Source organism: Agromyces ramosus, assembly GCF_030817175.1.
GTDB lineage: Bacteria > Actinomycetota > Actinomycetes > Actinomycetales > Microbacteriaceae > Agromyces > Agromyces ramosus_A.
The window spans coordinates 2,096,959-2,110,489 of record NZ_JAUSYY010000001.1 but is presented as its reverse complement, the minus strand read 5'-3'; the positions used below and the strand labels follow the sequence as shown (position 1 = coordinate 2,110,489).

General features: G+C 69.4%; 10 protein-coding genes. 5 read left to right on the top strand and 5 right to left on the bottom strand.

All coding sequences use genetic code 11. The annotated features are described in order from the left end of the window. The first annotated feature begins 111 nt into the window (after positions 1-111). The 3 genes from QFZ26_RS09780 (at position 112) to QFZ26_RS09770 (ending at position 5,992) form a co-directional block, all read left to right on the top strand. Positions 112-3,945, top strand: coding sequence for an NPCBM/NEW2 domain-containing protein (locus tag QFZ26_RS09780; protein WP_307041590.1), 3,834 nt, complete (start codon positions 112-114; stop codon positions 3,943-3,945). Positions 3,946-4,064: 119 nt separating this feature from the next. Further along, a complete protein-coding gene (locus tag QFZ26_RS09775) occupies positions 4,065-4,487 on the top strand; it encodes a MarR family winged helix-turn-helix transcriptional regulator (protein ID WP_307041588.1) in 423 nt (140 codons plus the stop codon). Positions 4,488-4,492: 5 nt separating this feature from the next. Beyond that, entirely contained in the window at positions 4,493-5,992 is a 1,500-nt protein-coding gene (locus tag QFZ26_RS09770; protein ID WP_307045027.1) for an MFS transporter, read from the top strand. Between the two features lie 79 nt (positions 5,993-6,071). On the opposite strand, the gene rhaS is transcribed toward QFZ26_RS09770, so the two are convergent. From rhaS to QFZ26_RS09750, 4 genes are read right to left on the bottom strand one after another with little or no spacing between them, the layout of a single operon-like run. Next, positions 6,072-7,124: a rhamnose ABC transporter substrate-binding protein gene (gene rhaS, locus QFZ26_RS09765; protein WP_307041586.1), complete on the bottom strand. Its 1,053-nt coding sequence runs from the start codon at positions 7,122-7,124 to the stop codon at positions 6,072-6,074. A gap of 53 nt (positions 7,125-7,177) precedes the next feature. After that, a complete protein-coding gene (locus tag QFZ26_RS09760) occupies positions 7,178-8,242 on the bottom strand; it encodes an ABC transporter permease (RefSeq protein WP_307041584.1) in 1,065 nt (354 codons plus the stop codon). After that, positions 8,239-9,273 (bottom strand): ABC transporter permease, encoded by a 1,035-nt coding sequence (locus QFZ26_RS09755; RefSeq protein ID WP_307041582.1) that lies wholly within the window; start codon positions 9,271-9,273, stop codon positions 8,239-8,241. The genes QFZ26_RS09760 and QFZ26_RS09755 overlap by 4 nt, the downstream gene beginning before the upstream one ends. Next, positions 9,270-10,790, bottom strand: coding sequence for a sugar ABC transporter ATP-binding protein (locus tag QFZ26_RS09750; RefSeq protein WP_307041580.1), 1,521 nt, complete (start codon positions 10,788-10,790; stop codon positions 9,270-9,272). The genes QFZ26_RS09755 and QFZ26_RS09750 overlap by 4 nt, the downstream gene beginning before the upstream one ends. Positions 10,791-10,942: 152 nt before the next feature. Here QFZ26_RS09750 and QFZ26_RS09745 point away from each other — a divergent pair, with 152 nt between their 5' ends. Next, the gene (locus QFZ26_RS09745) at positions 10,943-11,992 is read left to right on the top strand and encodes a LacI family DNA-binding transcriptional regulator (RefSeq protein ID WP_307041578.1); all 1,050 of its coding nucleotides are present in this window, start codon (positions 10,943-10,945) and stop codon (positions 11,990-11,992) included. On the opposite strand, the gene QFZ26_RS09740 is transcribed toward QFZ26_RS09745, so the two are convergent. Beyond that, a complete protein-coding gene (locus QFZ26_RS09740) occupies positions 11,981-13,000 on the bottom strand; it encodes a LacI family DNA-binding transcriptional regulator (protein WP_307041576.1) in 1,020 nt (339 codons plus the stop codon). The two genes, QFZ26_RS09745 and QFZ26_RS09740, sit on opposite strands and share 12 nt — an antisense overlap. A gap of 128 nt (positions 13,001-13,128) precedes the next feature. Here QFZ26_RS09740 and QFZ26_RS09735 point away from each other — a divergent pair, with 128 nt between their 5' ends. Next, complete coding sequence (locus QFZ26_RS09735) at positions 13,129-13,527, top strand: L-rhamnose mutarotase (RefSeq protein WP_307041574.1); 399 nt, start codon at positions 13,129-13,131, stop codon at positions 13,525-13,527. The last annotated feature ends 4 nt before the right edge of the window (positions 13,528-13,531 follow it).

Below are 13,531 nucleotides of genomic sequence, written 5' to 3'. Positions count from 1 at the left end.
GTCACTGAAATCCGCGAAAACACTTGACCGCGGTGAAACCAGACTGATTCTATGTGAACGTTTCTACCTACTTCAAATCAGATTCGATCAGTCAGCGAAAGCGAGCAACCGATGAATCATCACCGAACACCCCCAGCGCCGCGCCTCGTGCGCACGTGCGCCATCGGGGTCGCGGCCGTCCTCTCGATGGTGGGCGTGGGCGTCACGCCGGCCTTCGCGTCGACGCATGCCGCGCCGGCGACCCCGGCGACCGCGAGCGCCGCCGGCTCCACGGCGACGACCACGCCCATCCCCGTCAAGCAGGTCAACCCCGAGGTACCCGTCGATGGCGCCGGGGTCACCCTGGGCGCGATCACCGACGTGGCCGTCGACGGCGACCAGGTCACCCTCACGGCCGAGCACGGCGCGATGCGAGCCACATTCCTCGACGCGAGCACCTTCCGGCTCGAAGCCGACCCGAGCGGCGAGTTCACCGACCCCGCGAACACCCCGGAGGGCGACCCCGCCCGCACCGCCGACATCGTCGTCGGCACCGAGACGTTCGACGGCGCGTCCGTCAGCCTCACCGAGGGCGACGTCATCACGATCGCGACCGGCGACATCATCCTCGCCGTCGAGCGTGCGACGGGCCGTGTCAGCGCCGCCCGCGCCGACGGCACGCCCATCTGGTCGGAGACCGCTCCCGTGACGTTCGGCTCGAGCTCGACCACGCAGCACCTCGCCGCGGTGGACGGCGAGCAGTTCATCGGCGGCGGCATGCAGAACGGCCGGTCGGTGCACACCGGAGCGACGGTGAACATCGCGAGGAACTTCGACTGGGACGACGACGGCTACCCGAACGCGGTGCCGTATTACATGTCGTCGAGCGGGTACGGCGTGCTCCGCAACACCTTCGCCCGAGGCAGTTACGACTTCGCCGCCCATACGACGACCCACGAGGAACGGCGCTTCGACGCGTACTACTTCGTCGGCGACTACAAGCAGTCGCTCGAGTCGTACACCCAGCTCACGGGCCGGCCGATGATGCCGCCGGTGTACGCGCTCGAGTACGGCGACGCCGACTGCTACAACCGGTCGAACCCGGGCTACAGCTCGTCGGGCTTCGGCGATCCCGAGAACACGAAGCAGCGCACGCCGCAGGCCCTGAACGTCGCGAAGCAGTTCGTCCAGCACGACATGCCCGCGGGCTGGATGCTCGTGAACGACGGGTACGGATGCGAGTACCAGGAGCTTCCCGCGACGGTCGAGGCGATCGCCGAGCAGACCGGCCTGCAGACGGGGCTCTGGACGCAGCGCTCGCTCACGAACCAGGAGTACGAGGTCGGCGAGGCCGGCATCCGGCTCCGCAAGCTCGACGTGGCGTGGGTCGGCTCGGGATACCGGCAGGCGCTCACCGGCTGCGAGGCCGCCCACGGTGGCATCGAGCAGTACTCCGACGCCCGTGGCACCTCCCTCATGGTCGAGGGCTGGGCGGGATCGCAGCGCTGCGGCATGCAGTGGACGGGCGATCACTCCGGCAACCTCGATGCCGTGCGCTGGCAGGTCTCGGCGCTGACCGGCGCCGGCAACTCGGGGCTCGCCTTCACGACCGGCGACGTCGACGGCATCTTCGGCGGCTCGACCGAGAGCTACGTGCGCGACCTGCAGTGGAAGGCGTTCGCACCAGCGCTGTACTCGATGAGCGGCTGGGCGAGAACCGACAAGCGCCCGTGGCTCTACGGCGCGGAGGCGACCGAGATCAACCGTGCCTACCTCCAGCTGCGCCAGCGACTGATGCCCTACATCTACACGCTCGCAGCGGAATCGCACCGCACGGGCGTCCCGATGATGCGCTCGATCGCGCTCGAGTACCCGGATGACCCCGGCGCGTACAGCGCCGAGGCGAACACCGAGTTCCTGCTCGGCAGCGACTACCTCGTCGCCCCGGTGTTCACCGATTCCGACGTGCGCAACGGCATCTACCTGCCCGCCGGCACGCAATGGGTCGACTACTGGACGGGGGCACTGCACGAAGGCGGACAGGTGCTGAACGGACATCCGGCACCCCTCGACAAGCTGCCGATCTTCGTGCGGGCCGGAGCACTGGTGCCGCAGGGCATCACGGCGCGCAACGCCTCGCTCGTTCCCGAGGACGCCCCGATCACCCTCTCGGTCTACCCCCAGGGCGAGTCGGAGTTCACGCTGTACGAGGACGACGAGGTCACCCGCGCCTACGCCGAGGGCGAGCACAGTGCCCAGGTCCTCGCGGTCGACGCACCGAAGGCCGGCAAGCAGGGCACGGTGAAGATCGAGCTCGGCGAGCGGGAGGGCGACTACGACGGCAAGGCCGAGGCTCGGCCATACCTGGTGGAGGCGCACACCGGCTCGGAGCCCAAGCTCGTGAAGCTCGGCAATCGCACGCTCCCCCGCGTCGATGAGGTGACCGAGCTCGAAGCCTCCGGCGGTTGGACCTACCTGCCCGAGCAGGCTGGCGGCGTGGTCGTCATCGCGACCGGCGCGATCGCGTCCGACACGTCGGCACGCCTCACCCTCACCGACACGAGCGGCGTCGGCGGACAGGAAGCGGATGCCGCCGCGGCATCCGTCACCGTCGAACTCCCCGACCGCGTCTTCCAGGGCGAGCAGGCGACGGTCACCGCGACGTTCACGAACACCGGTACGAAGGCCAAGGACGACGTCGTGCTCACGCCGACCGCACCCGAGGGCTGGGCGCTCGTGTCGGCGTCGGGCGACCAGGTGGGCACGGTGAAGAAGGGCGATTCGGCGACCGCCGAGTTCGTCTTCGAGGTCACGGATGCCGCCGCCGCCGACCTGCAGACCGTAACCGTCACCGCGGCCTACGAGTCCGGCTCGCAGCCGCGATCGGTCTCGGGCGCGAACCAGTTGTACGTCGCCTACGGCTCGCTCGCGGGAGCGTACAACGCCGTGTCGATCACCGATCGAGCGACGGCGGCGGCCGGCAACTTCGACGGCGGCGGCGCCTCGTTCGCGGCCGAGGCGCTCGCCACGGCGGGAGCGACCCCGGGCGGGACCGTGACGGTGGGCACCGGTGACGCGGCGATCGCCTACCGCTGGCCCGAGCCCGTCGGTGCGCCGAACTCGGTCGCGCCGGCCGGCCAGACGATCGCGCTCGGCGGGCAGGGCACGCACCTCGCGATCCTCGCATCGGCGGCGTCGGGCTCGGGGGTGAACCCGGAGCTGACGCTCACCTACACCGATGGGACCGTCAGCAAGCAGTCGGTGTTCTTCCCGAACTGGCTGCCGCAGGCATCCGGGCTCGGGGGCGCGACCGTGGCGATCAAGTCATTGGGGCGCAACAGCGCGACGAACCCGAACGTCTACGAGTACCCGACCTACACCTACCAGGTGTACTCGAACCTCGTCCGGCTGAACCCGGCGAAGGAACTCGCCTCGGTGCTGCTGCCGACCGAGAGCCGCCTGAAGATCTTCGACTGGAAGGTCGTCTCGCAGCCGCTGCCGCCGGCACCGACGGCGTCGGCGTGGGCGTCGGACCTGCCGTGGCTGAGCGCCACGAACGGCTGGGGTGTCATCGGCAAGGACGTGGCGAACAAGGACGCCGCGAACTCGCCCGACCTGCCGCTGAAGGTCAATTACGTCGACCCCGCGACGGGCCAGTCGCCGGTGTACGCGAAGGGGCTCGGCGTGCACGCCCAGTCGAAGATCACCTATTTCGTCGGCGGCGCCTGCTCGGCGTTCACCGCGCAGGTCGGACTCGAGTACGGGTTCGGCGGCAACGTGATCTTCAAGGTCGACGCCGACGGGGCCAACCGCTACCAGTCGCGCACGTTCACTCCGGGCTTCGCGCCCGAGTCGGTGAGCGTCGACCTGACGGGCGTGCAGTACGTCGACCTGATCGTCGAGGCACCGGGCAGCATCAACGGCGCGCACGGCGTGTGGGGTGACGCGCGGTTCACCTGCGAGTGAGCGCCCGCTGAAGCAACAGGGGCCCGGCCGCCGATCGGCGGCCGGGCCCCTTCTCGCACGAGACATCCGCACCCTCAGGACTTTACTTAGCAAGGCTAATGAGCTAAGCTAACAACCCTATGGCCACGATCGCAGAGCAGAGCACCGAGCTCCGTCTCGCGACCTTCCGGCTGGCCCGCCGCATCCGCGCGCAGAAGGCCGATCAGGGCCTCTCCGACGGGCAGTTCGCCGTGCTCGGCGTGCTCTATCGCGAGGGCGCCCGCACGCTCACCCAGCTCGCCGAGGCCGAGCGGGTCTCCGCGCCGTCGATGAACCGCACCGTCGACTGCCTCGAAGAGAGCGGCTACCTCGTGCGCACGGCCGACGAGGTCGATCGCCGCAAGAGCAACATCACCCTCACCGACGACGGGCGCGACGTCGTGAAGGCGACCATCTCCAAGCGCGACGCGTGGCTCACCACGCGCCTCCGCGAGCTGTCGAAGGAGGACCGCGCCACCCTCGCCCGAGCCGCAGAACTGATGGGAGGTTTCGCAACCCAGTGAGCGCCATGTTCCGATCCCTCGCCCACCGCAACTACCGCATCTGGTTCATCGGGGCCCTCGTCTCCAACGTGGGCGCCTGGATGCAGGCCACCGCCCAGAACTGGGTCGTGCTCACCGAGCTGACCGACAACGACGCCTTCGCCGTCGGCATCACCATGGCCCTGCAGTTCGCGCCGCAGCTGCTGCTCGTGCCCATCACCGGCCTGATCGCCGATCGCTTCGATCGCCGCAAGATCCTCATGGTCACGCAGAGCGCCCTCATGCTGCTCGGCCTTGCGCTCGGCCTCCTGCTCATCCTCGGCCACGCCGAGCTGTGGCACCTCTACGGCTTCGCCCTCGCGCTCGGCCTCGTGAACGCCGTCGACAACCCGGCCCGGCAGACGTTCGTCTCCGACCTCGTGTCGAGCTCCGACATGTCGAACGCCGTCGCCCTGAACTCGGCCTCGTTCAACACCGCCCGCATGATCGGCCCCGCCGTCGCCGGCTTCCTCATCGTGCTCGTCGGCTCGGGCTGGGTGTTCGTCATCAACGCGGTGACCTTCCTCGGCGTGCTCATCGCGCTCGCCATGCTGCGAGGCAGGCAATTGCAGCGGATGCCCCGAGCCCCACGTGCCCGCGGCCAGTTCGTCGCCGGCTTCCGCTACGTCAGCCGCCGCCCCGACCTCATGATCGTGTTCGTCATCGTGTTCCTCATCGGTGCGTTCGGCATGAACTTCCCGATCTTCTCCTCGACGATGGCGGTCGAGTTCGGCCGCGGCGCCGGCGAGTACGGCCTGCTCTCGTCGATCCTCGCGATCGGCTCGCTCACCGGTGCGCTGCTCGCCGCCCGCCGCGAGCGGGCGCGCATGCGCATCATCATCCTCGCCTCGGGGTTCTTCGGCGTCGCCGCGCTCACCGCCGCGTTCATGCCGACGTACTGGACCTTCGCCGCCTCGACGATGCTCATCGGGTTCGCTGCGGTGACCCTGCTCACCACCGCGAACGGCTACGTGCAGACCACGACCGAGCCTGAGCTGCGCGGCCGCGTGATGGCGCTGTACATGGCGATCCTGGTCGGCGGCACGCCGATCGGCGCGCCCGTCGTGGGCGCCGTCGCCGACGGCATGGGCCCGCGCTGGGCGCTCGGGCTCGCGGCCGTCGTCGCAGCGGTCGCCGCGCTCATCGGCCTCGGCTGGCTCGTGTTCGCCCGGGGAATGCACCTCGCGCGGCATCCGCGATTCACGTGGCGGCCGGTCGTGCGATTCGCGGATGCCCCGACCGCGGCCATCGCCGTCGTCGCCACGCGGCCCGTGCACGTCGTGCGGGACCGTCGCAGCGACGGCGAGCTGGTGCCGGCCGTGCCGAACGATCGCCTCGTGCCCGCCGACTTCTCGGAGCAGGTCGCGCTCACCTCGCCGATCGCGCTGCCGAAGCCCGAGCACCGTGAGGGCGCGGCGTCCGCGACCCGCCGCCCGGGCAGCACGCCGATGACCGGGCCGCTCCCGCGTCAGGTCGCCTCGAGCTGACGCGCGGCGCGCTCCCGAACGCCGAAGGGCCCGGCCGGAGCATCCGCTCCGGGCCAGGCCCCTCGGTGCAGGGTGACTCCTAGAAGTCGAAGTCCCCGATGTTCTCCGCGTCGAAGACGAACGGGTCGCCGAGGAGCACGACGCCGTCGGCGCCGACCTCGTACTCGCCGAGCTTTCCGGCGTCGAACGAGTCGCCTTCCTCGCCGGTGATCTCACCCTCGATGAGCGCCTTCGTCGCGAACGCGGCGAGGTAGCCCAGGTCGGCCGGGTTCCACAGGGCGAACGCCGTGACGGTGCCGTCCTCGACGTACTCGCGCATCTGGTTCGGGGTCCCGAGTCCGGTCAGTGCGACCTGTCCCTTGTACTCCGACGTCGAGAGGTAGCGCGCAGCGGCCGCGATGCCGACCGTCGTCGGCGAGATGATGCCCTTCAGCTCCGGGTAGGTCTGCAGGAGGGCAGCGGTCTTGTCGAACGAGGTCTGGTCGTCATCGTCGCCGTAGACGGTCTCGACGAGCTCGATGTTCGGGTGGTTCGCTGCGAGGTCCTCCTCCATGAGCTCGATCCAGGCGTTCTGGTTCGTCGCGTTGGCGGATGCCGAGAGGATCGCGATCTGGCCCTCGTCGCCGATCTGCTCGGCGATCAGGTCGACCTGCGACTTGGCGATGCCCTCCGCCGTCGCCTGGTTGATGAACAGGTCGCGGCACTCGGGGTTGGTGTCGGAGTCGAAGGTGACGACCTTCACGCCCGCATCGCGTGCCTCGTTGAGCGCGTCGCAGATCGCCTCGGGGTCGTTCGCCGAGACGACGAGCCCTCCGACCCCCTGCTGGGCGGCGGTCTGGATGAAGCTCACCTGCGACGTCGGGCTGGCCTCAGAGGGGCCGACCTCGGCGTACGTGCCGCCGAACTCCTCGATGGCCTCCTCGCCGCCGGCGTTGGAAGTGTCGAAGTACGGATTGCCGAGGTTCTTCGGCAGGAAGGTGATGGCGAGGTTGCCGCCGTCGCCGTCGCCCTCTCCGTCGCCGCCGTCACCCCCGCCGTTGGCCGCGCAGCCCGTGAGGGCGAGTGCGGCGCTGATGGCGAGTGCCGTGAGGCCGACACCCAGGGGGCGGCGCTTTCGATCATGGCTGAACATCATTGTTTCCTTTCATGGTGCCGGTGACCGGACTGTGATGACAGGCGGTGCGATCAGGGCGATTCGACTGGCGTCGCACTGCGCCCCTTCTTCTTCCCGATGGCCGAGATCCGCCTCCGGCGGAGCCAGGCCAGCAAGCTTGCCGACACCACCGAGAGCACGAGCAGCACTCCGGTGATGACGTTGATGATGTCCGACGTGATGCCGGCCAGACGCAGCGCGCTGCCCAGGATCCCGATGAGCAGCACACCGGCGATGACGCCATGCAGCGCCCCTCGTCCGCCGAAGATCGAGACGCCGCCGAGGAGCACCGCCGCGATCACCGACAGCTCCATGCCGGTGGCGTTGTCACCACGGGCGTTGCTGTACAGGAGGGTGAAGTAGACCCCCGCGAAGCCGGAGACCGTGCCGCTCATCAAGAACAGCAGGAACTTGGTGCGCCCCACGTCGATGCCCGAGAACGCGGCCGCCTCCTTGTTGAGGCCGATGGCGTAGAGCGAGCGCCCGAACGGGGTGAAGTGCAGCAGCACCCCGAACGCGACCGCGAGCACCATGAACGGGATCATGATCCCCGGGATCGGGGTGCCCGGGATGTTGTCCTTCGCGAGGTCGGTCCAGAACTCGGGGAACTCGGTGATCGCCGTGGTGCCGAGCAGGCCCACCGCGATGCCGCGGAAGAGCGCGAGCGTGCCGATCGTCACGGCGAGCGACGGGAGCCCGACGACCGTGATGAGGAACCCGTTGATGGCGCCGGCGACGGCGCCGACGAGCACCGCCGTGATCGCGGCGACGGCGAAGGGCCATCCGGCCTCCGTCAGGATGCCGGTCATCACGCTGCTGAGTCCGACGATGCTCGCTACCGAGAGATCGATCTCCTCGGTGATGATGATGAGCGTCATCGGCAGCGCGATCAGCAGGATGGGTGCGATGTCACGGAGCAGGTACGTGACCGTGAGGGGGCTGTCGAAGTTCGGCACGACTGCGAGGGCGACCGCGATCACGATCATGAGCAGGACGATCACGGCGGTCTCGCGAGTGAGGAGCGCGCGCCGCCACGCCGGCTGGGCGTGTGCGGTGTAGGTGCGCGTGGCGCGGGTCTCGGATGCCGTGGCGGTCATCGTGATACCTCCCTGGCTTCGAGGAGCTTGCGAGATTGTCGGAGGGCGAGCAACCGGTCGAGCACGATGGCGCCGATGATGAGGGCACCGACGACCGCACGCTGCCAGAAGTCCTCGATGCCGAGGATCGGCAGGGCGCGGTTGATGGTGAGCAGCAGGTACGCGCCGATCGCGGCGCCCCACACGGTGCCGACGCCACCCGAGATGGCGACGCCGCCGATGACGGCGGCGCCGATCGCCTGGAGTTCCCATCCGGTGCCCGCGCCGGAGCTGACGGTGCCGTAGCGCGCGGCGTACAGCACACCGGCGAGTCCGGCGAGGGCGCCGCTCACGAGGAAGGCCGCGAGGATGCGCCGGGTCACGCGAAGTCCGTAGAGATGCGCCGCGGCGGGGTCGGACCCGATCGCGTACAGCTCACGTCCGCTCCGGAGGTTGCGGAGGTACCAGGCGGCGACGACGAGCACGATCGCGGCGATGATCGCGAGGATCGGGATGCCGAGCAACTGGCCGGTGCCGAGTCCGCGGAAGTCGGCCGGCAGGTCGGAGGCGTTGATGCGGTCGCTGCCGGTCCACGCGACGTTGATGCCGCGATAGATGTACAGGGTGCCCAGCGTGATGACGAGCGCGGGGACCTTGGCGAAGGCGACGAGTGCGCCGTTGATGAGGCCGAGGAACGCGCCGAGGCCGACGCCCGCGAGGAAGACCACGATGAGCGGGATGCCGGGCACGTCGATGAAGAGGCGGCCGGTCAGGTAGGCCGTGAGGCCGAGGATCGAACCGACCGAGAGGTCGACGTTGCGAGTGATGATGACGATCGCCTGCCCGACGGCCACGAGCATCAGCAGCGACGGCGTGAGGAGGAGATCGCGGAAGCCGTCGCTCGAGAAGAGGAAGCTCGGGTTGCGCGCCGTCGCCACGACGATGACGAGGAGCAGGGCGAGGAGGATGCCCGTCTCGCGGGCCTTGAAGACGCGTCCGGCTGCCCGCGTGACGGGGTGCGCGGTGGTCGGTGCCGTCGACGTCGCGGTCACAGTGCGCCCTCCTTCTCGGCGGTCGCGGCGAACATGACGGCCTCGGGCGTGGCATCCGCTCGGTCGAACTCCCCGGTCAGGTGGCCCTCGCGCATGACGAGCACGCGATCGGCCATGCCGAGCACCTCGGGCAGTTCGGACGAGATCATGAGGATGGCGATTCCCTGCTGTGCGAGTTCGGAGAGGAGGCGGTGCACCTCGGCCTTCGTGCCGACGTCGATGCCGCGCGTGGGCTCGTCGACGATCAGCACCTTGGGCTCGGTCGCGAGCCACTTGCCGAGCACGACCTTCTGCTGGTTGCCGCCGCTCAGGGTGCCGGTCTCGGCGTCGAGCGCCGCGGTCTTGACCTCGAGTCGGCTCGCCCACAGGGCGGCGGCCTCGTTCTCGGGCCGGCTCCAGAGCAGGCCGCCCTTCGCGAGCGACGAGCGGATGGCGAGGGTGATGTTGCGGGTCACGCTCTCGTCGAGCACGAGGCCCTGCTTTCGGCGGTCTTCGGGGACGAGCGCAAGGCCGCGGGCCATCGCGACTCGCGGATTCCCCTTGGGGAGCTGCCGTCCGCCGAGGTGCACGGATCCCGACTCGTACGGGTCGACGCCGAAGATCGCCCGTGCGACCTCACTGCGACCCGCGCCCACGAGGCCCGCGAGCCCGACGATCTCGCCCGCGCGCACCGTGAAGCTGATGTCGTGGAAGACGCCGGCGCGCGTGAGGCCGTCGACGACGAGGAGGTCATCGCCGATCTCGGCCGGCAGCTTCGGGAAGAGCTCCGCGACGTCGCGGCCGACCATCTGGCGCACGAGCTCGTCGACGCTCGACTCGCTGATCGGCGTGGTGGCGATGTAACTGCCGTCACGCATCACGGTGACGGTGTCGCAGAGGGCGAACACCTCGTCGAAGCGGTGCGAGATGAACATCAGCGCGCGGCCCTCGTCGCGAAGGCTGCGAGCCACCGCGAAGAGCCGCTCGACCTCGACGCCGCTGAGGGCGGCCGTCGGCTCGTCCATGATGAGCACGCGAGCGTCGAGGGAGATCGCCTTGGCGATCTCGATGATCTGCTGGTCGGCGATCGAGAGCCCCTCGGTGACGCGGTCGGGGTCGATCGCGACCCCCAGCCGAGCGAAGATCGCCTGGGCCTCGGCGCGCATCGCCTTGCGGTCGATGCGCCCGAAGCGGTTCGTGGGCTGGCGCCCCATGAAGATGTTCTCGGTGACCGAGAGGTCGGGGAAGAGCGTCGGCTCCTGGTAGATCACCGCGATGCCCGCGGCCTTCGACTGCGCCGTGCTGTGGAAGTCGACGTCTTCGCCGGCGAGGCGGAAGGTGCCGGCATCCCGACGGTAGAGGCCGGCGATGATCTTGACGAGCGTCGACTTGCCGGCGCCGTTCTCACCGATGAGCGCGTGGATGGACCCGTGGTGGAGGGTGATGGTGCCCGAGCGCAGGGCGACGACCGCGCCGAAGGACTTGACCACCTTCGACAGTTCGAGCGCTGGCTGCGCGGGGGATTCGTCCTGAGGCACCGGCGGGTCCTCCTCCTTGAGGTGAAAACTGAATGAATCGATTCAGAAGTGATTCAGGGTTACTCTATGGAGCACGTGACCGCGGGTCAAGCCGGAGTCTGGGCCCAGCCCTCGAAGTCTCGCCTCAGCACTGTCGACGAAGAAGGAGCCCGATGGCAACCACGAGCATCCGCGACGTCGCGCAGCGCGCCGGGCTCTCGGTCGGAACGGTCTCTAACGTGCTCAATCGGCCCGACGAGGTGTCGCCCGAATCGGTGCGGCGCGTGCAGGAGGCGATCGAGGAGCTCGGCTACGTGCGCAACGACGCGGCACGCAAGCTGCGCGCGGGCACCAGCACCACGGTCGGCTTCGTCGTGCTCGACGGCCAGAATCCCTTCTTCGGCGACGTGGTGCGCGGCGCCGAAGACGAGGCCACCCGGCACGGCATCGCGATCCTCTCCGGCAACACCGACGAGGACGTCGCCCGCGAGCGCCTGTACCTCGACCTGTTCGAGGAGCAGCAGGTGCGCGGGGTCCTGATCTCCCCCTACAGCGACATCAACCCGAGGCTCGAGCGGCTTCGTGCTCGCGGCATCCCCGCCGTGCTCGTCGACCGGCTGAGCGCCGACGGGCGGTTCAGCTCGGTCTCGGTCGACAGCGTCGTCGGCGGGAGGATGGCGGCCGAGCACCTCATCGAGACCGGTCGGCGCCGCATCGCCTTCGTCGGTGGGCCGTTCGAGATCCGCCAGGTCACTGATCGCCTGGCCGGCGCCCGCGTCGCGGCCGAGAACAGCGCCGAACCGGTCGGCATCGAGGTGGTGGCGACGACCGCGCTCACCGTCGCAGAAGGGGCCGCCGCCGGCGCTCGCATCCTCGCTCGTCCGCGACGCGAGTGGCCCGACGCGATCTTCGCCGCGAACGACCTCCTGGCGCTCGGGCTGCTGCAGGCGCTCATCGTCGACGGCCGGATGCTCGTGCCCGACGAGATCGCGCTCATCGGATTCGACGACATCTCGTTCGCGTCGGCGGCGGCCGTGCCGCTGTCGTCGATGCGGCAGCCGAGCGGGGTCATCGGCCGCACGGCGCTGCGGATCCTGCTCGAAGAGACCTCCGACCCCGAACTCATTCCGCGCCAGACCGTCTTCCTGCCGGAACTCGTGGTCCGTCGCTCAACCGATCCGCCGCGGGCCTCGCAGGCGGGTCGACTCGCGTCAGGCTTCTGAGACGCGGGTCGACTCGCGCACGACGAGCTCGGGCTGGAACACGACCTGCTCGGGGCTGGACCCGTCGCGCGACGCCGCCTCCTTGAGGAGGAGGTCGACGGCGGTGTAGCCGATCAGCGACGCGGGCTGGCGGATCGACGACAGCGGCACGACGGCTGCGGCGGCGAAGTCGATGTCGTCGTACCCGATGAGCGCGATGTCGTCGGGCACGCGCACGGCCGCACCCTGCATGACGAGCGCCTGGAGCACGCCCATCGCGAGCAGGTCGTTGGCCGCGAACACGGCATCGGGCCGAGCGGATGCCTCGCGCTCTCGAATCGCCTCGCCCGCCGCCCGGCCCTGCAGCACGGTGAGCGACTCGGTGTCGATGACCTCGAGGGTCGCGCCGGGAGTCTCGGCCACGGCCCGGCGCGCCCCCTCGAGCCGATCGGCGACCTGGCGGATGCTCGCCGGCCCGCCGATGAAGGCGATGCGGCGCCGACCGGTGGCGAGGAGATGACTCACGGCGAGCTCGCCGCCCACGACATCGTCGACCGCGACCGACGAGAGGGTGCCGTTCTCGGAGGTGCGGTCGACGAGCACGATGGGCGTGCCACGTTCGCGGAGCCGCTGCAGGCGCGTCTGGTCGTCGGCGAGCGGAGAGATCAGCACGCCGTGCACCCGTTGCTCCTCGAAGAGGTCGAGATAGGCGCGCTCGCGTTCGCCGTTCTCGTCGCTGTTGCCGAGCAGGATCGTCATGCCCTCTTCGGCTGCGCGGTCTTCGGCGCCTCGGGCGACCTCGGTGAAGAAGGGGTTGCGCACGTCGAGCACGACGAGTCCGATGCTCCGGCTGCGACCAGCGCGCAACTGCCGTGCCGCGTCGTTGCGCACGAAGCCGAGCTGCTCGATGGCGGCGAGCACTCGCTCGACCGTCGCCGGGGCGACCTTGTCGGGCCGGTTGAGCACGTTGGAGACCGTGCCGACCGAAACGGATGCGGCGGCCGCGACTTCGCGGACACTTACTGCCATCTGCTGCCCTCCCCGTGGGAGTCTACGGAATTGAGAGTATCGGACAGCGGGAAAGCGTCTTCCAGTTGCGAAGTCACGCATCGTGTCGTATCTTTGAAACGATTCATGACGGAATGGAGAGCTCGAAGATGAGCACAGGCACGACCGAACGGGTGTGCTTCCAACTGCAGGTGCACCCCGCTCGGCTCGACGAGTACCGCGAGCGCCACGCCGCGGTGTGGCCCGACATGCTGCGGGCCATCGAGGCATCCGGCCGCCGCAACTACTCGCTGTTCCTCCGCGACGACGGGCTCCTCATCGGCTACTACGAGACCGACGACGACGCGGCATCCCAGGTCGCGCTCGAGGACGACCCGCGCACCGCCGCATGGGAGGCCGAGATGGCCGAGTTCTTCGTCTCCCTCGATGGGACACGCCCCGACCAGGGGGCCCCGCGCCTCGCCGAGGTGTTCCACCTCGAAGACCAGCTCGCCGCGCTCGAGGCCGACGCGGCATCCGTCACCAACACAGAAAGCAGAGACTCGTGAGCAC